At 72.2% G+C, this 25,984-nt stretch carries 31 protein-coding genes; 15 read left to right on the top strand and 16 right to left on the bottom strand.

Translation table 11 applies throughout. The features are described from left to right. Both ACGGAQ_RS09280 and ACGGAQ_RS09275 read left to right on the top strand, forming a co-directional pair. Entirely contained in the window at nucleotides 1-678 is a 678-nt protein-coding gene (locus ACGGAQ_RS09280; protein ID WP_393046277.1) for an HAD family hydrolase, read from the top strand. 107 nt (nucleotides 679-785) lie between these two features. Next, entirely contained in the window at nucleotides 786-2,075 is a 1,290-nt protein-coding gene (locus ACGGAQ_RS09275; protein ID WP_393046274.1) for a cation:proton antiporter, read from the top strand. Between the two features lie 17 nt (nucleotides 2,076-2,092). Here the strand turns inward: ACGGAQ_RS09275 and ACGGAQ_RS09270 are convergent, their stop codons facing one another. Further along, a complete protein-coding gene (locus ACGGAQ_RS09270) occupies nucleotides 2,093-3,031 on the bottom strand; it encodes an NAD(P)/FAD-dependent oxidoreductase (protein WP_393046826.1) in 939 nt (312 codons plus the stop codon). Between the two features lie 115 nt (nucleotides 3,032-3,146). Between ACGGAQ_RS09270 and ACGGAQ_RS09265 the strand changes: the two genes are divergently transcribed. Then, on the top strand, nucleotides 3,147-3,362 hold the full coding sequence (locus tag ACGGAQ_RS09265; RefSeq protein ID WP_357119772.1) for a DUF3072 domain-containing protein: 216 nt from the start codon (nucleotides 3,147-3,149) through the stop codon (nucleotides 3,360-3,362). A gap of 8 nt (nucleotides 3,363-3,370) precedes the next feature. Here the strand turns inward: ACGGAQ_RS09265 and ACGGAQ_RS09260 are convergent, their stop codons facing one another. Both ACGGAQ_RS09260 and ACGGAQ_RS09255 read right to left on the bottom strand, forming a co-directional pair. Then, nucleotides 3,371-3,871, bottom strand: coding sequence for a metallophosphoesterase family protein (locus ACGGAQ_RS09260; protein WP_393046270.1), 501 nt, complete (start codon nucleotides 3,869-3,871; stop codon nucleotides 3,371-3,373). Between the two features lie 71 nt (nucleotides 3,872-3,942). Continuing rightward, entirely contained in the window at nucleotides 3,943-5,772 is a 1,830-nt protein-coding gene (locus ACGGAQ_RS09255; protein WP_393046268.1) for a glycoside hydrolase family 15 protein, read from the bottom strand. 120 nt (nucleotides 5,773-5,892) lie between these two features. On the opposite strand from ACGGAQ_RS09255, the gene ACGGAQ_RS09250 reads away from it, so the two are divergent. Further along, on the top strand, nucleotides 5,893-6,483 hold the full coding sequence (locus ACGGAQ_RS09250; protein ID WP_393046265.1) for a general stress protein: 591 nt from the start codon (nucleotides 5,893-5,895) through the stop codon (nucleotides 6,481-6,483). Between the two features lie 46 nt (nucleotides 6,484-6,529). On the opposite strand, the gene ACGGAQ_RS09245 is transcribed toward ACGGAQ_RS09250, so the two are convergent. Together ACGGAQ_RS09245 and ACGGAQ_RS09240 are read right to left on the bottom strand one after the other, a co-directional pair. Continuing rightward, entirely contained in the window at nucleotides 6,530-7,117 is a 588-nt protein-coding gene (locus ACGGAQ_RS09245; protein WP_393046824.1) for a DUF1684 domain-containing protein, read from the bottom strand. After that, a complete protein-coding gene (locus ACGGAQ_RS09240) occupies nucleotides 7,114-7,551 on the bottom strand; it encodes a winged helix-turn-helix transcriptional regulator (protein ID WP_393046262.1) in 438 nt (145 codons plus the stop codon). The genes ACGGAQ_RS09245 and ACGGAQ_RS09240 overlap by 4 nt, the downstream gene beginning before the upstream one ends. A gap of 61 nt (nucleotides 7,552-7,612) precedes the next feature. On the opposite strand from ACGGAQ_RS09240, the gene ACGGAQ_RS09235 reads away from it, so the two are divergent. Then, nucleotides 7,613-8,611 carry a hypothetical protein gene (locus ACGGAQ_RS09235; protein WP_393046259.1) on the top strand — a complete coding sequence of 333 codons (999 nt, stop codon included), beginning with the start codon at nucleotides 7,613-7,615 and terminating at the stop codon, nucleotides 8,609-8,611. A 58-nt stretch (nucleotides 8,612-8,669) separates the two neighbouring features. On the opposite strand, the gene ACGGAQ_RS09230 is transcribed toward ACGGAQ_RS09235, so the two are convergent. Continuing rightward, nucleotides 8,670-9,239 carry a TetR/AcrR family transcriptional regulator gene (locus ACGGAQ_RS09230; RefSeq protein ID WP_393046256.1) on the bottom strand — a complete coding sequence of 190 codons (570 nt, stop codon included), beginning with the start codon at nucleotides 9,237-9,239 and terminating at the stop codon, nucleotides 8,670-8,672. A 61-nt stretch (nucleotides 9,240-9,300) separates the two neighbouring features. Here ACGGAQ_RS09230 and ACGGAQ_RS09225 point away from each other — a divergent pair, with 61 nt between their 5' ends. Then, nucleotides 9,301-9,789, top strand: coding sequence for an FBP domain-containing protein (locus ACGGAQ_RS09225; protein WP_393046253.1), 489 nt, complete (start codon nucleotides 9,301-9,303; stop codon nucleotides 9,787-9,789). On the opposite strand, the gene ACGGAQ_RS09220 is transcribed toward ACGGAQ_RS09225, so the two are convergent. Further along, nucleotides 9,779-10,339, bottom strand: a complete 561-nt coding sequence (locus tag ACGGAQ_RS09220) for a GNAT family N-acetyltransferase (protein WP_393046250.1) — start codon at nucleotides 10,337-10,339, stop codon at nucleotides 9,779-9,781. The two genes, ACGGAQ_RS09225 and ACGGAQ_RS09220, sit on opposite strands and share 11 nt — an antisense overlap. A 157-nt stretch (nucleotides 10,340-10,496) precedes the next feature. On the opposite strand from ACGGAQ_RS09220, the gene ACGGAQ_RS09215 reads away from it, so the two are divergent. Together ACGGAQ_RS09215 and ACGGAQ_RS09210 are read left to right on the top strand one after the other, a co-directional pair. Next, entirely contained in the window at nucleotides 10,497-10,979 is a 483-nt protein-coding gene (locus ACGGAQ_RS09215; protein WP_393046247.1) for a MarR family winged helix-turn-helix transcriptional regulator, read from the top strand. 13 nt (nucleotides 10,980-10,992) lie between these two features. Continuing rightward, nucleotides 10,993-11,979, top strand: a complete 987-nt coding sequence (locus ACGGAQ_RS09210) for a pirin family protein (protein WP_393046244.1) — start codon at nucleotides 10,993-10,995, stop codon at nucleotides 11,977-11,979. Nucleotides 11,980-12,034: 55 nt separating this feature from the next. Here the strand turns inward: ACGGAQ_RS09210 and ACGGAQ_RS09205 are convergent, their stop codons facing one another. Further along, entirely contained in the window at nucleotides 12,035-12,232 is a 198-nt protein-coding gene (locus ACGGAQ_RS09205; protein WP_393046241.1) for a DUF397 domain-containing protein, read from the bottom strand. Then, nucleotides 12,223-13,026 (bottom strand): helix-turn-helix transcriptional regulator, encoded by an 804-nt coding sequence (locus ACGGAQ_RS09200; RefSeq protein WP_393046239.1) that lies wholly within the window; start codon nucleotides 13,024-13,026, stop codon nucleotides 12,223-12,225. The genes ACGGAQ_RS09205 and ACGGAQ_RS09200 overlap by 10 nt, the downstream gene beginning before the upstream one ends. A 334-nt stretch (nucleotides 13,027-13,360) precedes the next feature. On the opposite strand from ACGGAQ_RS09200, the gene ACGGAQ_RS09195 reads away from it, so the two are divergent. Beyond that, on the top strand, nucleotides 13,361-13,711 hold the full coding sequence (locus ACGGAQ_RS09195; RefSeq protein WP_393046237.1) for a hypothetical protein: 351 nt from the start codon (nucleotides 13,361-13,363) through the stop codon (nucleotides 13,709-13,711). A 65-nt stretch (nucleotides 13,712-13,776) separates the two neighbouring features. Next, on the top strand, nucleotides 13,777-14,037 hold the full coding sequence (locus ACGGAQ_RS09190) for a hypothetical protein (protein WP_393046234.1): 261 nt from the start codon (nucleotides 13,777-13,779) through the stop codon (nucleotides 14,035-14,037). Between the two features lie 33 nt (nucleotides 14,038-14,070). Here the strand turns inward: ACGGAQ_RS09190 and ACGGAQ_RS09185 are convergent, their stop codons facing one another. Further along, nucleotides 14,071-14,283 carry a hypothetical protein gene (locus ACGGAQ_RS09185; RefSeq protein WP_393046231.1) on the bottom strand — a complete coding sequence of 71 codons (213 nt, stop codon included), beginning with the start codon at nucleotides 14,281-14,283 and terminating at the stop codon, nucleotides 14,071-14,073. Between the two features lie 406 nt (nucleotides 14,284-14,689). Next, nucleotides 14,690-14,818 (bottom strand): hypothetical protein, encoded by a 129-nt coding sequence (locus tag ACGGAQ_RS09180; RefSeq protein ID WP_354860174.1) that lies wholly within the window; start codon nucleotides 14,816-14,818, stop codon nucleotides 14,690-14,692. Between the two features lie 128 nt (nucleotides 14,819-14,946). Between ACGGAQ_RS09180 and ACGGAQ_RS09175 the strand changes: the two genes are divergently transcribed. Next, complete coding sequence (locus tag ACGGAQ_RS09175) at nucleotides 14,947-16,536, top strand: phospholipase D family protein (RefSeq protein ID WP_393046821.1); 1,590 nt, start codon at nucleotides 14,947-14,949, stop codon at nucleotides 16,534-16,536. Here the strand turns inward: ACGGAQ_RS09175 and ACGGAQ_RS09170 are convergent. Beyond that, a complete protein-coding gene (locus ACGGAQ_RS09170) occupies nucleotides 16,485-17,240 on the bottom strand; it encodes a hypothetical protein (RefSeq protein WP_393046228.1) in 756 nt (251 codons plus the stop codon). The two genes, ACGGAQ_RS09175 and ACGGAQ_RS09170, sit on opposite strands and share 52 nt — an antisense overlap. Before the next feature lie 377 nt (nucleotides 17,241-17,617). Between ACGGAQ_RS09170 and ACGGAQ_RS09165 the strand changes: the two genes are divergently transcribed. Next, nucleotides 17,618-18,451, top strand: coding sequence for a SigB/SigF/SigG family RNA polymerase sigma factor (locus ACGGAQ_RS09165; protein WP_393046225.1), 834 nt, complete (start codon nucleotides 17,618-17,620; stop codon nucleotides 18,449-18,451). 116 nt (nucleotides 18,452-18,567) lie between these two features. Here the strand turns inward: ACGGAQ_RS09165 and ACGGAQ_RS09160 are convergent, their stop codons facing one another. Genes ACGGAQ_RS09160 through ACGGAQ_RS09150 form a run of 3 tightly spaced genes read right to left on the bottom strand, consistent with a single transcriptional unit; the run spans nucleotide 18,568 to nucleotide 21,353 of the window. Beyond that, nucleotides 18,568-19,158: a GNAT family N-acetyltransferase gene (locus tag ACGGAQ_RS09160; protein WP_393046222.1), complete on the bottom strand. Its 591-nt coding sequence runs from the start codon at nucleotides 19,156-19,158 to the stop codon at nucleotides 18,568-18,570. Next, a complete protein-coding gene (locus ACGGAQ_RS09155; RefSeq protein WP_393046219.1) occupies nucleotides 19,155-20,678 on the bottom strand; it encodes an APC family permease in 1,524 nt (507 codons plus the stop codon). Before ACGGAQ_RS09155 ends, ACGGAQ_RS09160 begins: the two co-directional genes overlap by 4 nt. 48 nt (nucleotides 20,679-20,726) lie before the next feature. After that, complete coding sequence (locus ACGGAQ_RS09150; protein ID WP_354858351.1) at nucleotides 20,727-21,353, bottom strand: GPP34 family phosphoprotein; 627 nt, start codon at nucleotides 21,351-21,353, stop codon at nucleotides 20,727-20,729. Between the two features lie 184 nt (nucleotides 21,354-21,537). On the opposite strand from ACGGAQ_RS09150, the gene ACGGAQ_RS09145 reads away from it, so the two are divergent. Genes ACGGAQ_RS09145 through hrpB form a run of 3 tightly spaced genes read left to right on the top strand, consistent with a single transcriptional unit; the run spans nucleotide 21,538 to nucleotide 25,152 of the window. Further along, on the top strand, nucleotides 21,538-22,362 hold the full coding sequence (locus ACGGAQ_RS09145) for a helix-turn-helix domain-containing protein (protein WP_393046818.1): 825 nt from the start codon (nucleotides 21,538-21,540) through the stop codon (nucleotides 22,360-22,362). A 41-nt stretch (nucleotides 22,363-22,403) separates the two neighbouring features. Next, nucleotides 22,404-22,604 carry a DUF397 domain-containing protein gene (locus ACGGAQ_RS09140; protein WP_393046216.1) on the top strand — a complete coding sequence of 67 codons (201 nt, stop codon included), beginning with the start codon at nucleotides 22,404-22,406 and terminating at the stop codon, nucleotides 22,602-22,604. 28 nt (nucleotides 22,605-22,632) lie between these two features. After that, entirely contained in the window at nucleotides 22,633-25,152 is a 2,520-nt protein-coding gene (gene hrpB / locus ACGGAQ_RS09135; RefSeq protein ID WP_393046815.1) for an ATP-dependent helicase HrpB, read from the top strand. A gap of 7 nt (nucleotides 25,153-25,159) precedes the next feature. Here the strand turns inward: hrpB and ACGGAQ_RS09130 are convergent, their stop codons facing one another. Continuing rightward, nucleotides 25,160-25,885: a PP2C family protein-serine/threonine phosphatase gene (locus ACGGAQ_RS09130; protein WP_393046213.1), complete on the bottom strand. Its 726-nt coding sequence runs from the start codon at nucleotides 25,883-25,885 to the stop codon at nucleotides 25,160-25,162. Nucleotides 25,886-25,984 lie beyond the last annotated feature (99 nt).

Here is a 25,984-nt window from a genome sequence, read left to right as displayed (position 1 = left end):
ATGGCCACCGAAAAACCCCACGGGGTGCTCTTCGACATCGACGGGACGCTCGTCGACACCACCTACCTGCACACGGTGAGCTGGTGGGAGGCGCTACGTCAGGCCGACCACCCGGTACCGATGGCGACCGTGCACCGCGCGATCGGGATGGGCTCGGACAAGCTGCTGGACCACCTGCTCGGCCCCGAGCGCGACCGCGACGACGACCCGAAGCTGCGCGAGGCGCACAACACCCTGTACGCCGAGTACTGGGAGCGGCTGACTCCGCTGCCCGGTGCGGCGGACCTGCTGCGGGCGTGCGCCGAGCGGGGGCTGCGGGTGGTGCTCGCCACCTCCGCCGCTGAACACGAGGTGGGTGCGCTGCGCCGGGCCCTGAACGCCGACGACGTGGTGGACACCGTCACCTCCTCGGCGGACGCGCAGGAGAGCAAGCCGGCACCGGACATTCTCGAGGCGGCGCTGGAGCAGTCCGGGCTGGCCGCCGAGCGCGTCGTCTTCGTCGGCGACTCGGTCTGGGACGTCGCCGCGGCCGGCAAACTGAACATTCCCTGCGTCGGGTTGACCTGCGGCGGCACCAGCCGGGGGGAGCTCGCCGGCGCCGGCGCGGTGGCGGTGTACGACGACCCGGCGGCGCTGCTGGCCGAGCTGGCGGATTCCCCGCTCATCCGGCCGAGGTGAGGCTCACTCCGGTTCACCGGGTCGCACACGCATAGCCGGAAGTCTTCCGGGGCATGGTCTGTGGCCACCTGCCCGCGCCGTGCGGGTGCGGCGAAAGGGTGGTGTCCGTGGAGCCGGTAGACGTCGCGTTCGCGCTGGTGGGCCTGGGCGCGCTGCTCGCGGGCATCCTGCCCCGGGTGTTGGAGCGCCGCCCGCTGTCCATGCCCATCGCGTTCCTCGCCCTCGGCATGCTGGTCTTCCTGCTGCCGGTCGGGCTACCGACACCGGACCCGCTGGCCCACCCCGAGCTGACCACCCACCTGACCGAGATCGGGGTGATCGTCGCCCTGATGGGCGCCGGGTTGAAGATCGACCGGCCGTTGAGCTGGGCCCGGTGGTCCTCCACCTGGCGGCTGCTGGCCATCGCGATGCCGCTGTGCATCGCGGCGGTGGCGCTGCTCGGGTGGTGGTGGGCCGGCCTGGTGCCGGCCGCGGCGCTGCTGCTGGGCGCCGCGCTGGCGCCTACCGATCCGGTGCTCGCCGCCGACGTGCAGGTCGGCGAGCCGACCGATGTGGAGGACTCCGAGGACGAGGTGCGTTTCGCCCTGACCTCGGAGGCGGGCCTCAACGACGGCCTGGCGTTCCCGTTCGTCTACGCGGCCATCGCGATCGCCTCGACCAGCCTCGCCCCGCGCGCGTGGGTGGCCGAGTGGTTCACCGTCGACGTGCTCTGGAAGGTGGGCGTCGGTGTGGGTGGCGGCCTGCTCATCGGATGGCTGCTCGGCAAGCTGTTCTTCCGGGCGCCCAGCGAGCTGCGGCTGGCCCGGCACGCCGAGGGTTTCCTGGCGCTGGCCGCCACCTTCCTGGCGTACGGGCTGGTGGAGGTCGCCGGCGGGTACGGCTTCCTGGCGGTGTTCGTGGCCGCGCGGGCCATCCGGGCCGCCGAGCGGACCCACGAGTTCCATTCGGTGCTGCACGACTTCGCCGAGCAGGTCGAGCGGTTGCTCACCCTGGTGTTGTTGCTGCTGCTCGGCGGCGCGATCGTGGGCGGTCTGCTCGCCCCGCTGACCTGGCCGGCGGCCGCCGTCGGGCTGGCGCTGGTCTTCCTGGTCCGGCCGGCCGTCGGCTGGTTGTCGCTGCGCGGCGCGCCCGGCCGGCCGGCCGAGCACTGGGTGATCTCGCTGTTCGGCATCCGTGGGGTGGGCTCGTTCTACTACCTGGCGTACGCCACCACGAAGGCGGACTTTCCGCAGGCGGAGCTGTTGTGGGCGACGGTCGGGCTGGTGGTGCTCGTCTCCGTGGTGGTGCACGGCGTCGCGGCGACCCCGGTCATGCAGTTGCTGGACCGGGCGGGTGAGCGGACCGAAGACCCGTCCGAACCCGAGGCCCGGTCGGTCGCCGCCGCCGGGCACCCCTGAGCGGTGGGCAGCGGCGCTCAGCCCAGGCGGGCGGCCAGCGCGCGGCCGAGGTCGCGGCCGGAGCGCCAGGCGCTCTGCACGCGGGGCTTGCCGAACGCGTCGCCGGCCAGACCGATCCCGTCGGCGTCGAGGTGGTGGGTGTTCCCGGTGAGGTCGCCGGCCGGCTTGGCGTACGTCCAACGGTGCACGTGCACGTCGGTGGCCTCCTCGGCCAGCCCCAGCAGGTCCCGGACGGCCTGCTCGATCGCCGGTCCGGCGGCGGAGGGCTGGGCCAGGTGCCCGGCGGCGAACTCCGGCACGGTGTGCGCCACCAGCACCGGCGCGTCGTCACCGCGCCGGTCGCCGTCGTCGCAGATGAGCGCGAGCACCGGATGGTCGTTGACGAACGCGCCGTGAAAGTGCGGCCAGCGCCGGGACGGGAACCGCAGCACCGCGGCCAGGGCCGGCGACCACGTCTGCTCCTGCACGATCCGGGTGGCGTCGGCCAGGGCGGGATCGAGCAGCAGGGCGGCCTGCGGCCCGGGCATGGCCAGGGCGACCGCCGCGTACGGCTCGCCGTCGACGGCCGGCCCCGGCTCCACGGCGAGCACCAGCCGGTCGACGGTCACCGGCACGGCGCCGGCCAGGTGTTCGACAAGCGACCGCAGCCCGCGCGGCGCGGCGTAGCGCAGCGGACCGGGCACGTCGTGGCGGCCGTTGGTGTCGTACGACCAGAAGGTGTCGGTCCACTCCCGGACCAGACCGGCGGCACGCCACTCGTCGACCACGGCCGCGAAGTCCGGGTCGCTGGCGGTGAAGTACGCGGCGCCGATGTCGGCGGGGCGGCCGTCGAAGCGTTTGCTGGCCATCCGGCCGCCGCACACGTGCCCCCGTTCACGGACCTGCACCGGCACCCCGGCCCGGACCAACTCCACCGCGCAGGCCACCCCGGTGATGCCCGCCCCGACCACTGCCACGCCCGAGGAGTTCACGCTCATCCGTTGATCGTAGGTGCCGACGGTCGCCACGGATGGGCATGAACCGACGGCGATCGGGGTACTGGCACACCTGTTCGAAGAAAGGGTGATGATGATGACGGACCGCAGCAACGACCAGGCCGACCCGCGCGGCGCGATCAAGGACCCGGACGAGTGGGTCACCGGCGACGAGCCGCCCACCGCGGCCCAGGAGTCGTACCTGGCCACGCTGGCCCGGGAGGCGGACGCGACGCTGCCGGACGACCTGACCAAGGCCGAGGCGTCCAAGCGGATCGACGAGCTGCAGGCCGAGACGGGTCGCGGCCAGTAGCTCGGCGGTCAGGGGCGCGGCAGGGTGTGCAGCCGGACCCGCGTCAGTCGGGCCCGGGTTATCTCGGCCTCCAGGTAGGTGGCGTGCGGCTGGGATCGGCGGTCGGTGGGCGACCCGGGGTTGAGCAGGCGCAGCCCACCGGGCGCCACGGTGTCCCAGGGGATGTGCGAGTGCCCGAAGACCAGCAGATCGACGTCGGGAAAGCGGGCCGCGCACCGCTGCTCCCGGCCGGTGCGGGGGCCCGTCTCGTGCACCACGGCGATCCGTAGCCCGTCGAGGTCGACGCGGGCCACCTCCGGCAGTCGGGCGCGTAGCGCCGGGCCGTCGTTGTTGCCGTACACGCCGATGAGCCGCCGCGCGCGGACGGTCATGGCGTCCAGCAGCGACTCGTCGACCCAGTCGCCGGCGTGCAGCACGACGTCCGCCGCCTCGATCGCCGTCCACAGCGGCCCCGGGAGGTCCCGGGCCCGCTTGGGGAGATGCGTGTCCGCCGTGAGCACCAGCCTCATGCCGGCATCATCCCCCGAGCGGGCGCCGTCCACCCGGGGACGCTCGTGCGGGGCGCTCAGCTCCTGGCAGCTCAGCGCGACGTCGGTGTGAAGTGCCCGGGCGGCATGCCGCGGCTACGCAGCTCCGGGTTCTGCTCGACGTCACTGAGCACACCGGCGGCGTTGATCAGGCCGATGTGCGAGAACGCCTGGGGAAAGTTGCCCAACTGCTCCCCGGTCGACGGGTCGATCTGCTCGGCGAACAGCCCCAGGTCGTTGAGCCGCCCGGCCAGCGCGTCGAACAACTCGTGCGCCCGGTCCCGCTCACCGGCCAGCGCCAGGCAGCACACCAGCCAGAACGAGCAGATGAGAAACCCCGCGGGGTCGCCGTTCCAGCGCCGCAGCAGGCCGTCGTGCGACAGCTGCTCCTCCACCGCGCGGATCGTCGAGCGCATCCGCTCATCGTCGGCCGGGAGGAACCCCACCAGCGGCATCACCAGCACCGAGGCGTCCAGGTCGTCGGATTCGAAACTCCCGGTGTACGCCCCGAGCCGGTCGCTCCACCCGCGTCGCAGCACCTCCGCGCGCACCTCGTCGCGGGCGGCCGCCCAGCGGTCCACGTCCTGCGGCTCACCGAGCCGTTCGCCGAAGCGGACCGCCCGGTCCAGGGCCGCCCAGCACTGCACCTTCGAGGACACGTGGTGGCGTTCGGTCCCGCGTTCCTCCCACATCCCCGCGTCCGGCAACTTCCAGTCCCGCTCCGCCTTGTCGGCGAGCGACCGGAGCAGGTGGTAGACGTCCGGCTCCAACGGCTCCAGCCGGTCGCGCATCAGCCAGGCCGCGTCCAACGCCTCACCGAAGATGTCGATCTGCCGCTGCCGCCACGCGTCGTTGCCGATCATCACCGGCGGGCTGTCGCGGTAGCCGGCGAGCTGATCCAGGCGGTGCTCGGTGAGGTCCCGCTCCCCCAGCACGCCGTACATGATGGGCACCGGCTCCTCGTCGATCCGGCCCATCGCGCGACCCAACCACGCGAACTGCCGCTGCACCTCGTCGTAACACGCCGTCCGCCACAGCGCCCGCAGCGTCAGACTGAAGTCGCGCACCCACACGTAGCGGTAGTCGTAGTTCCGGTCCCCGCCGAGTTTCTCCGGCAGCGAGGTGGTCACCGACGCCACCACCGCGCCGCTGGGTCGGTACGTCATGCCCTGCACCACCAACGCGCTGCGCCGCACGTGCTCGGCGTAGATCCCGGTGTACTCGTGCTGCCGGACCCAGGAGCGCCACCCTTCGGCCGTGTCGGCGATGGTCCGGTCGGCGTCGGGCACCTGCGGCTGCGGCGCGTCGTAGGTTGGGGCGTACCCGAGGGTGAAGTTGTGGGTCGTGCCGGCGCGGACGGTGAACGCCGCGGTGGCCTCGCCCTCGCCGCAGGTCAGCCGCAGGCTGGTGACCAGGGAGAGCCGGCTGGCCCCGCCGACCGCCTCCAGGGTGCCGTCGCGCTCGATGAGGAACGGCGTGGTCCGGCCGTACTCGAAACGGGGTCGGTAGTGCATCCGCATCGGCACCTCGCCGGAGAGGCCCCGCACGCTTCGGACCAGCACCTGCGGCGAGCGCAGACCGATGTCGTGCTCGCGCGCGCCGGGCTCCAGGGCGAGCGCGTCGGTGAGCTCCACCTCGCCCTGCGCGGTGCGAAAGACGGTCCGCAGCACGAGGGTGCCGTCGAGGTAGCAGCGTTCGACAGTGAAGTCGGCCTCCGGGCGGATCGACCAGTGTCCGGCGTCCTCGCCGATCAGCCGCGCGAACACCGACGGCGCGTCGAACCGGCCCGGGCACCACCAGTTCACCGAGCCCGAGCGGTCCACCAACGCGGCCGTGCGGCCGTCGGCGAGGAACCCGTGGTCGCTGATCTGTCCGCTCTGCACCGGACTGCCTACCCGGACCGTCCCCGCACATGCCTCACCGGAGACACGCACCCCACTCCGGCGCGGGCGTTACCGCCCGGCGCTGGCGGGAACGCGGTCGGCTGACGAGGGAGGATGCTCATGACCTCAGCTTCGGGGCCGGCCGCCGCGTGGCGGCCCGGCGCAACCAGTGGCGACGTGCTTCCGTCCGGGCCGGCAGGCCGCCTGTCTTCGCCGGCCGGGGACGGGCACGGGCCGGAGAGCGGCCCACCCACGGTGACGATCGGCGCGTATCCGGACTATCCGTCCGCGCAGAAGGTGGTCGACTATCTGGCCGACAACCGCTTCCCGGTGGAGCACAGCGCCATCGTCGGCACGAACCTCACGCTTGTGGAGACGGTGCTCGGGCGGATGACCACCGGCCGCGCGGCCCTGCTCGGCGCCGGCACCGGCGCCTGGTTCGGGCTCTTCATCGGCCTGCTGTTCGGCATCTTCACCGTCGGCAACTGGCTGGCGGTGATCCTGGTCGGCCTGATCATCGGCGCGATCTGGGGCGCCGTGTTCGGCGCGGTGGCGCACGCGATGACCGGCGGGCAGCGCGACTTCACCTCGGCCAGCTCGTTGCGCGCCGGCCAGTACGCGGTGACCGTCGACGCACAACTCGCCGATCAGGCCCGGCAACTGCTGGCCCGGATGCAGGTGCCCGGCTCGACACCGGCGAATTCCCGCTGATCGACGGGCACGACCGGCCGTCCCGGCAGTCCGCCGGGGCGGCCGGTCAGTCGTGGTACGCCAGCTCGCCGGCCCGCAGTGGCACGTCGACCCGGTTCTCCGGCGGCGCGAGGGGGCAGGCCCAGCGGTCGTCGTACGCGCAGCTGGGGTTGTAGAGGTAGTTGGCGTCCAGCCGGACCCGGTCACCGGACAGCAGCTCGACGCCCCGGCCGAAGGTGCCCTTCACCGTGTCGGTGAGGTACCGCCCCCCGCCGTAGGTCTCCTGCCCGCAGGTGCCGTCGCGCAGCGGCACGAAGAGCCCACCCCCGTACGCCTCGATCCACCACAGCGTGAGCGGCCCCCACGGCGTCTCGGCCACCGCCACCCGCCGGTACGCGACGACCCCGTCCGGGCCGCCGGTGTCCACCCGCAGCTCGCCGCTGGCCGGTCGCAGGGGCGCCTCCACCACGGCCTCCGGGTTCGGCGCGAAGTAGCGCACACCGGTGAAGCCGGGCCGCTCGGCCGGCGGAATCGGGCTCTGCGGGTGGGTGGCGAAGAGCTCGTCGCGGCCGGCCCGGAAGCCGGCGAGATCGACGTCGGACAGGTACAGCCGGGCCACCCGCTCCCGCCAGTCGGCCAGTTCCAGATCGGTCAGCATGCGGCGGACTCCTGATCGAGGGACAACTCTCCGGACCGCAGGGGCCTGCCGCACGCCTGGCAGCAGACCTCGGCGACGAACACCTCACCGCACACGTCGTGGATGAAGTCGACCTTGGGTACGTCGGCGTCGCTGTAGGTGTCGCCCCAGCGCTTGAGCACGAGGATGACCTGCCCGAGGTCCCTACCCTTCTGGGTGAGCTCGTACCCCGCGACCTTGCCGTCCTCGGTCGATCGCGCCCGCAGGATGCCGGTCTCGGCGAGCTTTCGCAGCCGGGCGGCGAGCACGTCCCGGGGCGCGCCGACCGCTCGCAGGATCTCGGTGTAGCGCGACGCCCCGAAGGCGAGCGCCCGCACGATGTGCAGCGACCACCTGTCGTTGACCGCGTCGAGCGCCACCGCAAGCGTGTCCCGAGACGGTTTGGAATTCAAACCGGGGGTGCTACGGTTCGTCTGGTTGGACATTCAAACCACACTACCCGAGGACGCACCCATGACGTCGCCATCCGATCCACCCACCCAGCGGGAAACGCCAGTCACCACCCAACGTCGAGCCTGGCTTTCGCTGGTGATCACCGGGCTGATCATCGGTACGGCGTTCATCGCCGTCTACGTCGGGCTCCAACGTGATCCCGAGCCAAGTCGCCTGCCGATCGCTGTCGTCGGCGAGCAGCTGGCCACCAGTGCCCATGCCGGGCTCGGCGACGCCGTCGCCGTCACACCTGTCACCAGCGTCGACGACGGCGCCGCCCTGGTCCATGACGGCGACGCCGTCGCGGTCCTCAGCGCGGCCTCGCCCGACAGCCTGCGGCTCGACTACGCCGGCGCGAGCGGATTCAGCGAGAGCGGCGCCGCCCGGCAACTCGTCGCCGGCCTCGCCAGGCATGCGGGCATGACCGTTCAGGAGAACGACATCGTGCCGCTGGCGAGCTACGACAGCCGTGGGCTGTCCGCCTTCTACGTGGTGTTCGGGGTCACCCTCTCGTCGTTCGTCCTCGCGCAGGGGCTCACCGCGTCGACAGCGAAGGTGCGCCTGCGCCACCGGCTCTACGCGATGGGCGGATTCGCGGTCGTGATCGGCGTGGTCGCGGCCACGGTCGCCGGCCCGGTGTACGGCTCCCTGACGGCGCCGTTCCCCCTGCTCGCCCTGTCGCTCATCCTGCTGTCGGCCGCCAGCGCCTTCACGACGAAGGCCCTCGGCGCCTGGCTCGGCCCGATCGGTATCGCGCTGGCCGTGCTCACCCTCACCACCATCGGCAACGCGACGAGCGGAGCGACCATCGGGATCGACCTGCTGCCGGGATGGGCGCAGGCGATCTCGGCGAAGCTCCCGCCGGGCGCAGCCGTGCGCGCGGTCAACAACTTCGGTTACTTCAACGGCTCGCACACGCTGGTGCCCCTGGCCGTCCTCGCCACCTGGTTCCTGGCGGGCCTGGGCTTGGTCCTGCTCCGACAGCGGACCGCAGCGCGACGCCCGCTCGTCTCCGACTGATCGTGTTGATGGGCTCGGGCCGGACGCCGGGCGGGGCATGGGATACATGCCCCGCCCGTCACGGCTGCGGCCAGTTGCGCAGCAGGGCATCAAGAGCATCGAGGGTACGGGCCCAGGACTCGTCCGTCGGGCGCGGTGTGTGGCGGAACCCGCCGGTGCGCTCCAGGCTCACGAAGCCGTGGAAGGTGCTGTGCATCATCCGAATGGCGTCGGTCTGGTCCGGCTCGGCGAGCCGGTAGCCGCGCAGGATGGCCCGGGTCATCTCCGAGTGCCGAATACCCGCGCTCGCGGCGGCCGTCTCGGGGTCGAGGTCGATCTGCATGGCCGCGTACCGGCCGGGATGCCGTGTCGCGTAGTCCCGGTACGCGTTGGCGAAGGCGACCAGGGCGTCCTTGCCAGCCCGGCCGGCGAGCGCGTCGGCGACCCGGTCGGCCAGCTCGGCGAGCGCCAGGAGGGCGATCCTGACCCGCAGGTCGTGAGCGCTCCTGATGTGGAAGTACAGGCTCGCGTCCTTCACGCCGAAGTGCCGCGCGAGCGCGGCGACTGTCACGTTCTCGACGCCCACCTCGTCGGCGAGGTCGGCCGCTGCCAGGACCAGTCGCTCGGCGGTCACTCCGGCACGTGCCACGCACCACACCCCAGAATCTAGTCTTGTTAATCGTTTGCCTAGGGGAGCTAGGCTACTACCTATGCTAGCCCTCACCGAACGCGCCATCCGCGCTTCCTTCGTCAACTGCACGCAGGGCGAGGCGAAGCGGTTGGCCGTACCCAGCGATCTTCAGACGCACCCCTGGGACGACCTCGACTTCCTCGGCTGGCGGGACCCCGCCGCGCCGCAGCGGGCGTACCTGATCGCCGAGACCGACGACGGCCCGGTCGGGGTCGCCCTGCGGGTGGCGCCGCAGCAGACCGGGCGCACCCGACGCAGCATGTGCTCCCTCTGCCTGACCACCCACACTGGCGACGGCGTGTCGCTGATGACCGCGCGCAAGGCCGGCCGCGAGGGCCGGCAGGGCAACTCCGTCGGGGCGTACGTCTGCTCCGACCTGGCCTGCTCGCTCTACCTGCGGGGCAGGAAGCACGCCGGGCCGCGGATGCACGAGACGCTGTCCGTGGAGGAGAAGATCGAGCGCACCAGGACCACCCTGGCGGCGTTCCTCCGCAAGGTCACCGACTGACGGTCGGAACCAGCACCTGAGGGTCGGTGGCCAGACGTGCGTGCAGGTGATCGTCGTAGCGGCGGCCGTCACCGTACTGGTACGACTCGCGCAGCGTTCCCTCCGCGGCATACCCGGCCCGGTCGGCGACCCGGCAGGACGCCGAGTTGGCGACGGCGTGACACAGCTCGATCCGGTGCAGCCGGAGGACGTCGAACGCCCACGCGGTGAGCCGGACGACGGCCCGCGTCGCCACGTGACGTCCACGCGCCGCCGGCACGGTCCAGTAGCCGATGGAGGCGTCGCCGTGGCGAATGTGGTGCAGCGACACCGAGCCGAGCAGCTTGCCGTCACCGGCGGCGGTCACCGCCAGCGAGGCGTGGTCCCCTGCCGACCAGTCGCCCCGGCGACGCACCCAGAGCAGGGCGACGTCGTCGTCGATCGGCCCGTCGCCCTGCGGGTTCCACTGGGCGACGGCCGGGTCGCGCAGGGCGTCGCGCACCGCCGGGGCGTCCGCGTCCCGCCAGGGGCGCAGCAGCAGGTCGTCGGCAGCTAGCTCCACGTGTTCCACGAGGCCGGAGTCTGGCACAACCTGTGGTGATCCCGCCGCCCGATTACCCGGGATTTCTTTCAAAGCTGCACGAAGCATGCCACCAACCGGACAGACGTGACGCAGACAACGCCCAACAGCACTAGTTAAATTTTGAACTAGTGCTATCGTGATGGGCGTGACAGAGAGCCTGGACAGCACCCGAGCGGCCGCCTGGCGTGCCTACATCGAGGCCAGCCAGCGCCTGTTCACCCAGTTGGAAGACGACCTGCGCGCCGACAGCGACCTCACCTTCGCCGACTACCACGTGCTGGTCCTGCTCTCCGAGGCACCGGGGCAACGACTGCGGATGGGCGAGCTGGCCAGCCGGCTGGTCTTCTCCCCCAGCCGACTCACGTACCAGATCTCCTCGATGCAGCGGCGCGGCCTGGTCAGCAAGGAACCCTGCCCGGACGACAGGCGCGGCAGCGAGGCCGTGCTCACCGCCGCCGGGCTGCTCACGCTGACGGAGGCCGCGCCACACCATCTGGCGTCGGTGCGTACCCACCTGATGGACGACCTCGACGACGCCGAGGTCGCCTGCCTCACCCGGGTCTTCGACCGACTCGGCCGCCGCCTGCGGGCGGCCCGGACCACGTCGAACACCCACGCCACGAGTTAGTAAGGAGCCCTCGATGCCCGCGATCACCGTCGACAACATCCTCGTCCTGCCCCGCCTGCCCAAGCTCGACGAGTCCACCACCTTCCGCAAGGTCCGCACGGTGACCACCGCGCCCAGCGGCTTCGAGGGTGAGGGCTTCCCGGTCCGCCGGGCCTTCGCCGGGGTCTCGACGACCGACCTGGACCCCTTCATCCACCTCGACCAGATGGGCGAGGTGGACTACGCGCCGGGCGAGCCGAAGGGCACCCCGTGGCACCCGCACCGCGGCTTCGAAACCGTCACGTACATCATCGACGGCGTCTTCGACCACCAGGACTCGCAGGGTGGCGGCGGAACGATCACCGACGGCGACACCCAGTGGATGACGGCCGGCAGCGGCCTGCTGCACATCGAGGCCCCGCCGGAGCACCTGGTGCTGAGCGGTGGTCTCTTCCACGGCACGCAGCTCTGGGTCAACCTGCCCCGCGCGGCGAAGATGAACCCGCCCCGCTACCAGGACATCCGGGGCCGGGAGTCGGCCCTGCTCACCACGCCCGACGGCGGCGCGCTGATCCGGGTCATCGCCGGTGAGGTGGCCGGGCACCGGGGGCCGGGCTCGACGTTCACGCCGATCACCATCACCCACGTCACCGTGCAGCCGGGCGCGCAGGTCGACCTGCCCTGGAACCCCGACTTCAACGCCCTGGTGTACGTGCTCGGCGGCCGCGGCACCGTCGGCGCCGAGCGCCGGCCGGTCCGCACCGGTCAGCTCGCGGTGCACGGCGCGGGCGACGCGCTGCGCTTCAGCGCCGACGCCACGCAGGACAGCAACACCCCGGCGCTGGACCTCTACATCATGGGTGGTCAGCCGATCCGGGAGCCGGTGGCGCAGTACGGCCCGTTCGTGATGAACACCCGCGACGAGCTGCTCCAGGCGTTCGAGGACTTCAAGGCCGGCCGCCTCGGCGTCATCCCCACCGAGCGGGTGCCGCACACCGACGGCCAGGGCCCGCGTCCCTGACCCCGACCATGCGAAAGGCCCCCGGTTCGCGCCGGGGGCCTTTGCGTAGTACTGGTCAAGCGGCTTCGTGTGCCTTCGCCAGGTCGACGAACGCCCGCCACGCCGCCGGGCTGAAGGCCAGGGCGGGCCCGGCCTGGTCCTTCGAGTCCCGAACGCCAACGACGCCGGGCAGGTTGTCGGCAACCTCGACGCAGGCCCCTTGGTTGCTACCGCTGCGGGTGCTCTTACGCCAGCGTGCGCCGGTCAGGTCCATGACTTCGCCACTTCCGTTATCAGCTCGGTGGACTGTTGCAGGGTCAGCGCCTCGGCAAGGATGGCTTCCCACTGCTCACGCAAGGCCGCTAACTCGGTGGACCGCTCGACCACCTGACCCCGGAGGCGGTTGTCGAGGTAGCCCACGTCAGCCAGATCTGCCAAGGTTGCGAGGACAAACGGCCCGTCGAGCCCAGCGTACGCGCCGACCCCGCGCGGGACGACATGGATTCGCACCCGCCGCCGGTCCTGGTTGAGCTGCGCCAAGTGGAACAGTTGCTCACGCATCACGGCCGCACCGCCGACAGGACGCCGGAGGACGGCATCGTCCAGGACGGCGACGAGATGAGGGGGGTCGTCACTGGTAAGGAACTGTTGCCGCGCAAGCCTTCCAGCTACCCGCGTCTCGACTTCCTCAGCACTAACCCTGCCATCACTCTCGAATACGCTGCGGGCGTACGCCTCGGTCTGCAAGAGACCCGGCACCCACGCGACCTCATACCACCGCAACGTGCGGGCCTGTTGCTCGAAAGTGATCCACTCGCGTAGCCAGAGCGGCGCGGCATCAAGGTCGGAGAGCCGATCGAGCAGCCGAGCGAAGAGGCCCCCGGTCTTCAGCGCCCGATCGATGGCAGCGGCGTAATCGCCCGTGGGCGGGCGCGAGCCAGTCTCAACGGCGCTGACGTGCGTACCCGAATAGCTGATGAGCTTTCCAAAGTCGTCCTGGCTGAGTCCGCGTGAGGCCCGAGCCTGCCGTAGCTCGTCAAGCAGGATTTCGGCCGCCGTCATGCTCATGTCCCCAGCCCTTCCCCACCTTCAGCCTGCGCACCCCCACGTTCCCTCACCAGGGCATTCGCTGACCGTCACGTTCTCTCCAACGTGGTCGAACACCTTCCGACACTAGGCGGTCACGCACCAGAGTGGAACCAGACGGCGCGGCCGGCAGGGACCCGAACCCGGCGGACGCGTTCGTACCGGGGCCGCCCCTGTCCGGCGAGCACTTGAGGGGCGGCCCCTTCCCACGACGACAGCGCGAAGGAGGCACCGTGCGCTTCAGGTTCCGGAGCAGCGAAACGGTCCCGATGGTGGGCCGCCTGAACCCGGTACAGCGGGCGGGCGGGGGGCGGGCGTGATCTCCGCGCAGGTCTCTGGCCCCGACCGAGGGCCGGTCGCGGACCGCCCGCGTCGGCACGGCCAAGCCCCGCCACACACGCCGCTACGCCCGCACTGGGTGTGCCGCGCCGACGGCCAGCCGTGGCCGTGCCCGACCGCGCGACTCATGCTCAAAGCCGAGTACGAGAGCACGATGCCGAGCCTGTCGATCTACCTGGCCGGGCTGCTGTACGAGGCGATGCGCGACCTCTACCACCTCAACCCGCACGACGGGCCGAGCCCTCGAACCCTGTTCGACCGGTTCGTGGGATGGGGACCGTTCCGCAGACCGATCGTCGAGCCCGCGACCTCGCAGGGCGATACCTAGATCCTCGCCGGCCGCCGTCCTGGCCAGCGGGCGTCCCTGTGGCCGAAAGAAGCAGGATACGAGGCATGGAACATGATGACCTGCCGACCTTGCGGGCGCAGGCAGCAGCTGGCGACCAGGACGCCGTCGGCCAACTGGTCGAGCTGATGGCTGAACGTGGCGACGTGGGCGAGCTGCGTCGCGTGGCCGATGCCGGCAGCCGCGACGCGGTCGACCTGCTCGTCGAACTCGCGCAGGAACGCGAAGACGTCGACGAACTGCGGCGCCTCGCCGACCGCGGCAACCGGGACGCCGCCGACATCCTGACCGAACTCGGCGAAGGCTGAGTCCGATGGGAACGAGGCCCGCGCGGTCGGGGCTCAGGTGCTGGGCGGGTTTTGGCCGCGCCGCCAAACCTCACCTTGGACGGCATGACGCTCCGCGGCATATCGCTCTTGCGTCGACCTGGCATCGCCGGCCGCAGCGGAGTCCTCGGGCGACGAGTGCCGTTTCCGGTCTCGCCAGCTAACGAAGATGAACGCCACGATCAGCAACGTGGCGAGCGTTACGAGGAGTACCACCACCGGCTTCATGGGATCGACGCTATGGCATGCGTGCCAGAAAGCCCGAGCGCGGAGATCTTGGACAGTTTCCGTTCGGTCCGAACGGAAACTGTCCAAGATCTCGCGACTACCGCGCACATCTTGGGGACGAGGATGTCGTCTGACGCCTCGAACCTGGCAATGATCATGCTGGGCTGGCCGTGCAGTGGGTGGCCAGGTGCGACCTCGACGAGAAGTTCGGCGTGTAGGGCGCCGCGTTGCTGCCGTTCAACCGGGTCATCCCCGCGCAGGTCGCACCACCGACCGCGCGGCCTGGACGGGCCGAGCCGGCCGCACGCGTGATCCACTCCAGATCGGCGATGTGGGGGTATCTCGTCGCGAGGAAGCCCCCACATCGGCGGTCTGGTGACGATCACGGCATCGAGGAGCGGAAGCCTCAGGAGACCGCGAAAATCCCCGCGACGCCCAGAATCACCATCAGCAACACCGCTACCAGCGCACCCCGTTCGCTCTCCACCGCCGGCTCGCGGTACTCGGTCACGGGGTTCGTCGTCTCGCGGTGCATGGTGTGGCCTCCTCGGCTGTTCGGTCGTGCTCGCGTCGTCGTCCAGGTCACCGTTCGGCTGGCCTGGCATGCGGACCCGCCTCTGGGGTCCTACCGTGAGGACGTTGTCGACCTCCGGAGGGCTGGACGTGCCGTTACAGGACTGGTTCCTCAGCGCACAGGAACGCGCCAACCCGGTCTCTGAGTTACCCGTTTGGACCGAAGGAAACCTCGCCGAGCCGTTGATTCACGGCGCGGCGTACTTCGACCGGCTGGTCGAGGAGGTGGAGGCGCTGACCGACGGTGACCACCTCTTCTTCACCGACTGGCGGGGCGACCCGGACCAGCGACTGCGCCCGGACGGCCCCACCGTGGCCCAGCTCTTCGCGCAGGCCGCCCAGCGCGGCGTGGTGGTCAAGGGGCTGATCTGGCGCTCACACCTCGACGCGCTGGCCTACAGCGAGGCGGAGAACCGCAACCTCAGCGAGACGGTCTCGGCGGCCGGCGGTGAGGTGCTGCTCGACCAGCGGGTCCGCCGCGGCGGCTCGCACCACCAGAAGCTGGTGGTGCTGCGGCACCCAAACGCCCCGGAGCGGGACATAGCGTTCGCCGGCGGGATCGACCTGTGCCACAGCCGGCGCGACGACGCCGCGCACGAGGGCGACCCCCAGCCGGTGCAGATGTCTCCCCGGTACGGCTCAAACCCGCCGTGGCACGACGTGCAGCTCGCGGTACGCGGCCCCGTGGTCGGCGCGCTGGACACCGTCTTCCGGGAGCGGTGGACCGACCCGATGCCGCTGGACTCGGAGAACCCGATGGCGTACGCGCGGGATCGCCTGCGCGGCGCGGACCTGCGACCGGACCCGCTGCCCGAGCAGCCCGCCGACCCGCCCGCGTGCGGGCCGCACCAGATCCAGGTGCTGCGCACCTACCCCGCCGTCCGGCCGCGCTACTCCTTCGCGCCCGACGGCGAGCGGACCGTGGCCCGGGGCTACACCAAGGCGGTCCACCGCGCGCGACGACTCATCTACCTGGAGGACCAGTACCTCTGGTCGACCGAGGTGGCGAACCTGTTCGCCCAGGCGCTGCGGGAGAACCCCGAGCTGCACCTGGTCGCCGTGGTGCCCCGGCACCCGGACGTGGACGGCCGGCTCGCCCTGCCACCCAACATGGTCGGCCGGGAGCAGGCGCTGTCACTGTGCGAACGTGCCGCGCCGGACCGGGTGCACGTGTTCGACGTGGAGAACCACGCCGGCACCCCGGTCTACGTGCACGCGAAGGTCTGCGTGGTCGACGACGTCTGGGCCAGCGTCGGCAGCGACAACTTCAACCGCCGCTCCTGGACGCACGACAGCGAGTTGTCCTGCGCGGTGCTCGACGACACGCGCGACGAGCGCACGCCCACCGACCCGGCGGGCATGGGCGACGGGGCCCGCACCTACGCCCGGGACCTGCGGCTGCGGCTCTGGCGCGAGCACCTGGACCGCGATCCGGACGGCGCGGACGACGCCGACCTGCTCGACCCGGCCGACGCCGTCGCGGCCGTCACGGCCGCGGCCGACGCGCTGCAACAGTGGTACGACGGCGGCCAGGTCGGCGATCGTCCGCCCGGCCGGCTGCGCCCGCACCGCCCCGAGCGGCTGCCCTGGTACACCCGCACCTGGGCGCTGCCGGTGTACCGGTTGGTCTATGACCCGGACGGCCGGCCGCTGCGCGCCAGGCTGGCCGGCACCTGGTGAACCTGCCGGGCCGGCTCGGGCAGGCCGGCTCCGCCCGGGTGCACCGTCAGCCCGCCGGGGTAGGCGAACGAGGAGCGCGGCGAGAAGTAGCCGAAGCCGATGGTCAGCGGGTTGGCCGGGCGCAGCGCGTACATCGGGTGTCGGGGTTGTAGGAACTCCACCGACTCGATCTCGAACGGCGCGACCGGCTCGGCCACGAACGGGTAGACCGAGCTGAGCAGTTGGCCGTCGCGGCGCGTGAAGTAGCGGTGGTGCCCGCTGCTGATCACGTGGCCGGTCTCCCCCACCCGACATCGGGCGCGGATCAGCGGCGCGCCCTCCGCCTCGGTCTCGGCGAGCAGCGCCTCGCCGCTCACCTCGATCCTGGTCCGGCCGGCGAGCACCGGGGCGCCCCGCGCGGTGGCGTACTCGCGGACCAGCCGGCTGGAGGCCACGTAGTGGGTCCACCAGCCACCCGGGTTGAGCCCGCCGGGCGCGTCCACGCCCGCGAGTGAGACGCCGAGGTACGTCAACGTGTAGGCGCCGAAGCCGGAGGTCTGCGTCTCGTCCTCGACGACGTACTGGTTGAGGAACACCTGCCGGTCCGCACGGGGGCGCAGCCCGGTGGGGACAAGGGCGGCGACCGCGTCAGGATCCGCTGGCAACCAGCTGAAGTACAGGGTGCGACTGTTCACGACGAGCTGGGGAGCGGCTGGATCGAGCATGGTGCCTCCGAACCGGGTGTCTACCAGCGACGCTACGGCCGGTCCCGCCGACGGGACAACGACGGATAGTCGACACTGCCGCCCGAATGTCGGATTTCATGTTGACCACTTGGCGGAGGTGCGGCACCGACCGGTCGGGCCCGGAGGGACGACCGGGTGCCGCAGGATCGCCCGGATCATGGGTAAGAGACCTCACAACCTGCTCGACGGCTGCCGCTTGTGGGCGTTTTGTGGTTCAACACGCCTTAAGTACATCAACCTTTCGGCTAGATTTCCGGGAGCCGATCAGGCTAAGGTGAGTCCCGAACGGCCCATTCGAAGCTAAACCAAAGCGTCACGTCTTTTTGTCCGCGGACGAGGTGCAGGGAGGACCACCCATGACCGCGCCAACGATCACCGAGCAGGCGAGCAGCACGGCTGCCGAGCAGACGAGCACCACCAAGCTGGACCCGCGGGCGCTCACCGACAGCGCCGCCGACCTGCTCAACGCCATGGCCGCACTGCCCGCCAACCACCCGTCGCGCGCCGCTCTGCGGGACCGCGCGATCGAGGCCTGGCTGCCGCTGGCCAACCACCTCGCCCACCGCTACAGCGGGCGGGGCGAGCCGACCGACGACCTGGCGCAGACCGCCGCCGTCGGTCTCATCAAGGCCATCGACAAGTTCGACCCGTCCCGCGGTGTCGACTTCGCCGGCTACGCGATCCCCACCATCATCGGCGAGCTCAAGCGGCACTTCCGCGACCGCACCTGGGACATCCGGGTGCCGCGCCGCCTCCAGGAGCTGCGGCTGGCCATCTCCGACGCCAACAGCTCGCTGCTGCAGACCCTCGGCCGCTCGCCGACGGTCGCCGACATCGCCGCCCACCTCAAGCTCACCGAGGAAGAGGTCCTGGAAGGCCTGGAAGGCGCCCGCGCGTACAACGCGGTGTCGCTGTCCACCCCGACCGGCGACGGCGACCGGGCCACCGAGCTGGGTGACATGCTCGGCGGCGAGGACAACGAGTTCGAGCTGGCCGAGCTGCGGGTCGCCCTCGGCCCCGCGCTGGCCACGCTCGACGAGCGTGAGCAGAAGATCCTCACCCTGCGGTTCTACGGCAACCTGACCCAGTCGCAGATCGCCGACCAGATCGGCGTCTCGCAGATGCACGTCTCCCGCCTGCTGGCCCGGGCGCTGACCAAGCTGCGCGGCCAGCTCGACGGCACGTACTAGACGCCACACGATGAAGGGCCGGGTCAGCGTGGACCCGGCCCTTCATCGTGAGTCGAGACGTTCGAACGGCGCACCGGCCGGGTCGCTCCCCCAGGGCAGCGGCCCGGCCGGCCCCGTCAGCGGCCGGCGGGCTCCCGCCACATCGGCCAGAACGGCGTGCCGTCGGGCACCCGGAAGGGCTCGCCGGCCCGGTAACCGTGCCGCGCGTACAGGTCCCGGCTGCGCGGGCTGCTCGCCTCCAGGTAGGCCGGCATGCCGTTGGCGTCCAACCAGGCGTGGTGGTGCCTCATCAACGCGGTGCCCAACCCCTGCCCCTGCCGTCCCGGCTGCACGGCCAGAAAGGCCATGTGGTGATGGTCCGGATGCGGGTGGTTCGCCGCGAACAACTCGTCGAGATGCTGGAACCGGTCGGTCCACTCGCCGCACGCGGCGGCGAGCCGGGCGTCGTAGTCCGGCGGCGGCGGGGCCGGCTCACCGACGGACGGGAACCAGACCGCGACCCCGGCCCGGTCCGCGGTGGCGTGCACGAACCCGTGCCGCATGGCGTGGTCGACCAGGATCTCGAAGTCCCCGGCCAGCACGGCCTCGCGCTTGCTCGCGTCGGGCACCAGCCAGGAGGTCACCTCCAGGGCCGTGAACGCCTCGGCGATCCGGTTGGCGACCAGCGCGGTGTCCTGCGGCCCGAGCCGTTCGATGGCCACGCTCATCGAGACGCCTCCGCGCCGGCCGGCGTCGGCGCCTGCTGCTCCCCCGATCGCACGGCCGCCGCGGCGGCCGCCGCGCCGAGACCGATCCGGGCGTACGTGTCCGGACGGTTGCTGCGCAGCAGCAGCGCCCACGCGATGCCCAGCGCGGCCGCCACCGGGTAGACGGCGGGCAGCGCCCAGCGCAGGTTGGAGTCGGGTGCGACGCCGAGCAGGTTGGCGAAGTTCGACACGGCCAACCAGATGATCACGACGAGTGCGATGCTGGCCAGGCCGGGCGCGATGGCCCGCCGCCAGAGGGTCTCGCCGCCGTGGCGGACGAAGTAGGCGATCACCGCCACCGAGGTGGTGGCGATGAGCAGCAGGACGCCGAACCCGCCGGTGGTGCCGCCCCAGAAGAACAGCTGGACCACCGGGTCCCAGCCGTTGACGGTGTAGAGCAGGATGACCAGCAGGCCGAGGACGCTCTGTGCCAGCGACGCGGCCCGGGGCGAGCCGGTCCGCGGGGAGGTCTGCCCGAACACGGCCGGCAGCACCCGCTCCCGGCCCAGCGCGAAGGTGTAGCGGGCCGTGGTGTTGTGGAACGAGATCATCGCGGCCAGCACCGAGGTCAGGAAGAGCACCTGCCCGATGGTCACCGCGGTGTCGCCGAGCTGGGCGGCGGCCAGGTTGAAGATCAGCCCGACGCTCTGCTCCCCGGCCTCGGCGACGATCTTGTCCGGCCCGACGGCGACGGTCATGGTCCAGGACGAGAGCGCGTACAGCCCGGCGATGATCGCCACCGAGAGGTACGTCGCCAGCGGCACCGTCCGCTTCGGGTCCTTGCTCTCCTCGCTGAACACCACGGCGGACTCGAAGCCGACGAACCCGAGGATGGCCAGCACCAGCACCGCGCCCACCCCCGGCACGAAGAGGTTGTCCGGCGACAGGGCCGCGAAGCTCACCTGACCGTCGGCCGGGTTGCCGAGCTGGCCCAGGTCGAAGACGAGGATGACCACGATCTCGGCGACCAGCAGCGCGGCGAGCACCAGGCCGTTGATGTCGACCCGCAGCAGGCCGAGCAGGCCGACCAGCGCCCACGCCACCAGGGCGACGATCGACCAGTGCGGGTGTCCGCCGAAGATCCGGTCGAGCACCGGCTCGGCCGCGACGCCGATGGTGCCGTAGAGCCCGACCTGGAGCGCGTTGTACGCGATCAGCGCCACCCACGCGGCGCCGACGCCGGCCGGCCGGCCGAGGCCACGCGAGATGTAGGCGTAGAAGGCGCCGGCGTTCTCGACCCGGCGGGACATCGCCACGTAGCCGACCGAGAACAGGGCGAGCACCGCGGCGACCACCAGGAAGGCCAGCGGGATGCCGGTCACGCCGATGACGCCGTAGCCGGTGGTGACGACGCCGGCCACCACGGTCAGCGGCGCGGCCGCGGACAGGACGAAGAAGATGACCGAGGGGACGCCGAGGCGTCCCCTCGCGAGGGCTTCGGAGACATTGCTGGGTCGATCGACTGTCGATGTCGATGGCATACGACTACTCCGGTTGTCGAGGGGGAGGGGTTGGGGTTACCGGGGGAATCAGGGGATGCCGCGCAGCACGGCTGCGCCGACGGCGGCCTCGGTGTGCCCGACGAGCTCCTTCAGGGGCGCCGGCAGCGCGGGGATGAGGACGTTCAACCGGTGGTGGGCGCGAGGGCCGGCGCTCCACAGCACCTCGCGGGTCAGCCCGGCGGCCACGACCAGGCCGAGCAGCAGCGCGTCCGGCACGCTCGGCGGGTCGGGGCGTTCCAGCAGCGCCCGCAGCCGGGTGGCCGGCCAGGCCACGGCGTTGAGGTCGATCGGCAGATAGCTGACCGAGGTACGGAGCAGCCGCCGGCTCTCGTGGCGGCGCAGCACCCCGGCCCGGGCGAGCCGCTCGCCCACCGAGGTCGTCGCGCTCTGCGCCAGAAAGCTGAGCCAGACGTTCACCGCCCGGTGCTGGGACTCACCGATCAACTGGTCGAGCACTGTGTGCGCCAGCGCGTCGGCGGGTGGGCGCCGGTCGATGACGGTGACCTGTCCACCCGAGACGGTGATGTGCCCGTAGAGGGTCAGCTCACCGAGGAGCCCGGCGGCCAGGCCGAGGCCGGTCGCCGCCGGGTGGAGCTTGGCCTTGCCGCGGGTGTCGTTGTGGGCGATCAGAAAGAACTCGTCGGCGATGAGCAAACGGTCCTCCCGCTCGGCTGTGTCCACAGTGTTCGCGCCCGGAAAAGGATGCACCGACAGCTACTGCAACGCAACTCCCAGATTTGAAAGTTGCACTCCGTGCAGGCGCGACCTGCGGATCTTGTCGTGACAGACTCGGACGGTGACCGCCGCCTCCACCATCCGGCCCACCGCCAGCCCCACCGTGCGCCGTCGGCGCATCGCCCGCGAGCTCCGCCAGCTCCGGGAACGGGCGGGCATGACCCTCGACGTGGCCGCCCGCCAGCTCGACATGTCCAAGAGCAACCTGTCCCGGATCGAGACCGCGCAGATCGGCATCAAACCCCGCGACGTGCGGGCCGCGCTCGCCCTGTACCAGGTCACCGGCGCGGACGCCGAGGCGCTGATCGAGATCGCCCGGGGCGCGCAGCAGCGCGGCTGGTGGCAGAACTACAGCGACGTGCTGCCGGAGTGGTTCGAGTTCTACGTCGGACTGGAGGCCGAGGCGGCGACGCTGCGCACGTACGAGGCCGAGTCGGTGCCCGGACTGCTGCAGACCGAGGCGTACGCCCGGGCGATCTTCCGCCGCACGGCAGGCGAGGACGGCCTGGAGCGCAAGGTCGCGGCCCGGCTGCGCCGCCAGGAGGTGCTGCGCCGCGACGAGCCCGTGCAGTTGTCGGTGGTGCTCAACGAGGCGGTGCTGTTGCGCCCGGTCGGCGGTCCCGCCGTGATGGCCGAGCAACTGGCCCACATGAGCCACATCGCCCAGTTACCCAACGTGACAATTCAGGTACTGCCGTTCGCGGCCGGCGAGCATCCGGCGATGACCACCCCGTACGTGATCCTCAACTTCGCCGACGCCGCCGACGCGTCCGTGGTTTACCTGGATAACCTGACGATGGGCCTGGCTCTGGAGGATGCCGATCATGTGCTCGGGTATAGCCTTCTGCACGAGGAGCTGTGCCGGATGGCACTCGATCCGGGGGCGTCGCTGACCCACCTCAAGGAGGCTTCTCGTAACTTTGCGTGACCGCGTCTGCGGCACGCCGACGCAGACGAGGGGTACCACGGATGACGGCGCTCGACCTGACCCGGGCGGACTGGCGCACCAGCACGCGCAGCAGTGGCAACGGCAACTGCGTGGAGGTCGCGACAGTCGACGGTCGGGTCGCCGTCCGAGACAGCAAGGATCGCTCCGGCCCGGTGCTCGCGTTCGGCTCGGCCGCCTGGTGTTCGTTCCTGCGCGGTCTGTCCGAGGTCCGTCGCGGCTGAGCCTTTCGCACCGGTGCGAGACTGGGCCGTGCTCTCCGACGTAACAGTGGACCTGCCGGTCCGTCCGGCGTTGCCGGCGCTGCTGACCGCGCTCGACGCGGCCGGCGCCGCGGTCCTGGTGGCCCCGCCGGGCACCGGCAAGACCACTCTCGCGCCGTTGGCGGTGGCCGACCGGGTCGACGGGCGGGTGGTGATCGCCCAACCCCGGCGGGTGGCGGCGCGCGCCGCGGCCCGGCGGATGGCCGAGCTGCTCGGCGAGCGCGTCGGCGACCGGGTCGGCTACGCCGTACGCGGCGAGCGTCGGGTCGGCCCGGCCACCCGGATCGAGGTGGTCACCACCGGCCTGCTGGTCCGCCGGCTGCACCACGACCCGGAGCTGCCCGGCACCGGTGCGGTGCTGCTCGACGAGTGCCACGAGCGGCAGCTCGACGCCGACCTCGCACTCGCGTTCACGGTGGAGGCCCGGGCCACCCTCCGGCCGGACCTGTGGCTGCTCGCGATGTCCGCCACTCCCGACACCGACCGGTTCGCCGCGCTGCTCGGCGGGACCGCCGCCGCCCCGGTGGTCCGGGCCGAGTCGGCGCTGCACCCGGTACGGCGGATCTGGGCGCCGCCGGCGCGGCCGGTCCCGCCGCCGGGGGCCGGGCCGGTGGACCGCGCCCTGCTCGACCACGTGGCCGCCACCGTCCGGCGGGCGCTGCGCGAGCACGACGGCGACGTGCTGGTCTTCCTGCCCGGGGCCGGTGAGATCGCCGCGGTCGCCGGACGGCTCGGCGACCTGCGGGACACCGTCGACCTGCTGCCGTTGCACGGCCGCCAGCGCGCCACCGAGCAGGACGCTGCCCTGCGGCCCGGCACCCCCGACGGCCGGCGTCGCGTGGTGCTGTCCACCGCGCTGGCCGAGACGAGCCTCACCGTGCCGGGCGTGCGGGTGGTGGTGGACGCCGGACTCTCCCGGGTGCCCCGCATCGATCTGGCCCGTGGGCTGGGCGCGCTGATCACCGTGCCGGTCTCCCGGGCCGCCGCCACCCAGCGGGCCGGCCGGGCCGGCCGGGAGGCCCCAGGGTACGTCTACCGCTGCTGGTCCGAGGCGACCCACGAGCGGCTGCCCGCCCGAGCAGAGCCGGAGATCGCCACCGCAGACCTGACCGGGTTCGCGTTGGAGCTGGCCGCCTGGGGGCGCCCGGACGGCGTCGGGCTGGCGCTGCCCGATCCGCCCCCGGCCGCGGCGATGGCGGTGGCCCGGGACACCCTCGAGACGCTGGGCGCGGTCGACGGGACGCGCCGGATCACCGGACGGGGCCGGGTGATCGCCTCGGCCGGGGCGCACCCGCGGCTGGCCCGGGCGCTGCTCGACGGCGCCGGTCGGGTCGGCGCGGACCGCGCCGCCGAGGTGGTGGCCCTGCTCGCCGAGGAGAGCGCGGCCGGCCCGGGCGACGACCTGGTGGCCGGCTGGCGTCGGCTGCGCGCCGGCACCGACGCGGGGGCCACGGCCCGCTGGCGCACCGAGGTACGCCGGTTACGCGCCGCGCTGCCCGCCGGTGAGCGGGCCGCCTCGGGCGGACTCACCGACGATCTCGCCGCCGGGCTGCTTGTCGGTCTCGCGTACCCCGAGCGGGTGGCCCGGGTGCGGCGGCCGGGCGGGTCCGCGTACCTCATGACGGGTGGGACCGCCGCGGAGCTGGCGGTCGGGTCGGGGCTGGCCGGGTCCGACTGGCTCGCGGTGGCCGTCGCCGACCGCCGCCCCGGCGCGCCGTCGGCGCGGATCCGCCGGGCCACCCCGCTGGACGAGGCGACCGCCCGAGAGGCGGCCGGCCCGCTGCTGTCCACGCGCCGCGAGGTGGGCTGGTCCGACGGGGACGTGGTGGCCCGGGAGGTGACCCGGCTGGGCGCGATCGAGCTGGTGGCACGGCGGCTGGACCGCCCGGACCGGGCGGAGGTGGCGGCGGCGCTGCTGACCGGCCTGCGCCAGGAGGGGCTGGGGCTGCTGCCGTGGACGCCGGCGGCACGGGGGCTGCGCGAGCGGATGGCGTTCTGCCGGCACCACCTCGGCGACGAGTGGCCCGACGTCAGCGACGAGGCGCTGCTCGCGGCCGCCCCGACGTGGCTGGGGCCGGAACTGGCCGCTGCCCGGCGACGCGCCGACCTGAGCCGGGTGGACGTGACCTCGGCGCTGCGCCGGCTGCTGCCGTGGGCCCAGGCCGCGCGCCTCGACGAGCTGGCGCCGGAACGCATCGAGGTGCCCAGCGGCTCGCGGATCCGGGTGGACTACGCCGACCCGGCGGCGCCGGTGCTGGCGGTCAAGCTCCAGGAGACGTTCGGCTGGCCGGCGGCCCCGCGCGTCGGAGGCGGCCGGGTGCCGGTGCTGCTGCACCTGCTCTCCCCCGCCGGCCGCCCGGTGGCGGTCACCGCGGATCTCGCGTCGTTCTGGCGTACCGGCTATCCGCAGGTCCGCTCGGAGCTGCGCGGCCGCTATCCCCGGCATCCGTGGCCGGAGGACCCGAGCACGGCGACGCCCACCCGGCGCGCCGCGCCGCGTCGGCGCTGAGGAGGGGCTACTCCTCGACGACGTCGGCCACCACCACTGTGACGTTGTCCGGCCCGCCGGCGTGCAGCGCCAGGTCGATCAGCTTTCCGGCGCAGGCGGACCGGTCCGGGTAGCCGCTGAGCACCTCGGCCAGGGTGTCCGGGCGGACGACGTTGGAGAGGCCGTCGCTGCACAGCAGCCACCGGTCGCCGGCCCGGGGCACCATCGTGGCGTACGACGGGGAGACGTCCTCGCCCTGCAACGCCTGGGTGACGACCGCCCGGCGCGGGTGGCTGCTCGCCTGGTCCGCGGTGATCACGCCCTGGTCGACGAGCATCTGGACGAAGGTGTCGTCGCGGGTGACCTGCTTGAGCACACCCTCGCGGAACAGGTAGGCCCGCGAGTCACCGACGTGGGCGAGGGCCAGGCAGCTGCCGGTACGCGCGAAGAGCAGGGCGGTCAGCGTGGTGCCCATGCCCTGGCGCTCGGGGTCGTCGGCGACCGCCTGCCGGATGCGGGCGGTGGCCAGCGCGATGCCGTCCTGCAGGGCGGCCACCAGAGCGTCCTCGGGTGTCTCCACGTCCAGCGGAGCGACCGCGTCGATGGTGAGCGAGCTGGCCAGGTCACCGGCGGCCATTCCGCCCATGCCGTCGGCGACGGCGACGAGCCAGGTGCCGGCGTGCAGGGCGTCCTGGTTTCCGCTGCGGATCAGCCCACGGTCGCTCGTTCCCACGGAACGCAGCTTCAGGGTCATGGGAGGCAGCCTGCCAGGCGAAGGGCGCAGTTGTCTCTAGGAGATCAGGACCGACGGGGCGTGGCGCGGCCAATCTCACGTTGCCCAGCCGACGTGCCG

The sequence above is a fragment of the Micromonospora sp. NPDC047557 genome, from assembly GCF_043205095.1.
Lineage (GTDB): Bacteria > Actinomycetota > Actinomycetes > Mycobacteriales > Micromonosporaceae > Micromonospora.
The sequence above is the reverse complement of the archived record's forward strand: the minus strand, read 5'-3'. Positions and strand labels throughout refer to the sequence as shown.

Bases quoted from the DNA above. Each gene is read 5' to 3' on its own strand.
- ACGGAQ_RS09280 (WP_393046277.1), top strand. From the start codon at position 1: ATGGCCACCGAAAAACCCCACGGGGTGCTCTTCGACATCGACGGGACG.
- ACGGAQ_RS09265 (WP_357119772.1), top strand. From the start codon at position 3,147: ATGACGGACCGCAGCAACGACCAGGCCGACCCGCGCGGCGCGATCAAG.
- ACGGAQ_RS09260 (WP_393046270.1), bottom strand. From the start codon at position 3,871: ATGAGGCTGGTGCTCACGGCGGACACGCATCTCCCCAAGCGGGCCCGG.
- ACGGAQ_RS09250 (WP_393046265.1), top strand. From the start codon at position 5,893: ATGACCTCAGCTTCGGGGCCGGCCGCCGCGTGGCGGCCCGGCGCAACC.
- ACGGAQ_RS09235 (WP_393046259.1), top strand. From the start codon at position 7,613: ATGACGTCGCCATCCGATCCACCCACCCAGCGGGAAACGCCAGTCACC.
- ACGGAQ_RS09225 (WP_393046253.1), top strand. From the start codon at position 9,301: ATGCTAGCCCTCACCGAACGCGCCATCCGCGCTTCCTTCGTCAACTGC.
- ACGGAQ_RS09210 (WP_393046244.1), top strand. From the start codon at position 10,993: ATGCCCGCGATCACCGTCGACAACATCCTCGTCCTGCCCCGCCTGCCC.
- ACGGAQ_RS09205 (WP_393046241.1), bottom strand. From the start codon at position 12,232: ATGGACCTGACCGGCGCACGCTGGCGTAAGAGCACCCGCAGCGGTAGC.
- ACGGAQ_RS09200 (WP_393046239.1), bottom strand. From the start codon at position 13,026: ATGAGCATGACGGCGGCCGAAATCCTGCTTGACGAGCTACGGCAGGCT.
- ACGGAQ_RS09190 (WP_393046234.1), top strand. From the start codon at position 13,777: ATGGAACATGATGACCTGCCGACCTTGCGGGCGCAGGCAGCAGCTGGC.
- ACGGAQ_RS09185 (WP_393046231.1), bottom strand. From the start codon at position 14,283: ATGAAGCCGGTGGTGGTACTCCTCGTAACGCTCGCCACGTTGCTGATC.
- ACGGAQ_RS09180 (WP_354860174.1), bottom strand. From the start codon at position 14,818: ATGCACCGCGAGACGACGAACCCCGTGACCGAGTACCGCGAGCCGGCG.
- ACGGAQ_RS09170 (WP_393046228.1), bottom strand. From the start codon at position 17,240: ATGCTCGATCCAGCCGCTCCCCAGCTCGTCGTGAACAGTCGCACCCTG.
- ACGGAQ_RS09165 (WP_393046225.1), top strand. From the start codon at position 17,618: ATGACCGCGCCAACGATCACCGAGCAGGCGAGCAGCACGGCTGCCGAG.
- ACGGAQ_RS09160 (WP_393046222.1), bottom strand. From the start codon at position 19,158: ATGAGCGTGGCCATCGAACGGCTCGGGCCGCAGGACACCGCGCTGGTC.
- ACGGAQ_RS09155 (WP_393046219.1), bottom strand. From the start codon at position 20,678: ATGCCATCGACATCGACAGTCGATCGACCCAGCAATGTCTCCGAAGCC.
- ACGGAQ_RS09140 (WP_393046216.1), top strand. From the start codon at position 22,404: ATGACGGCGCTCGACCTGACCCGGGCGGACTGGCGCACCAGCACGCGC.
- ACGGAQ_RS09130 (WP_393046213.1), bottom strand. From the start codon at position 25,885: ATGACCCTGAAGCTGCGTTCCGTGGGAACGAGCGACCGTGGGCTGATC.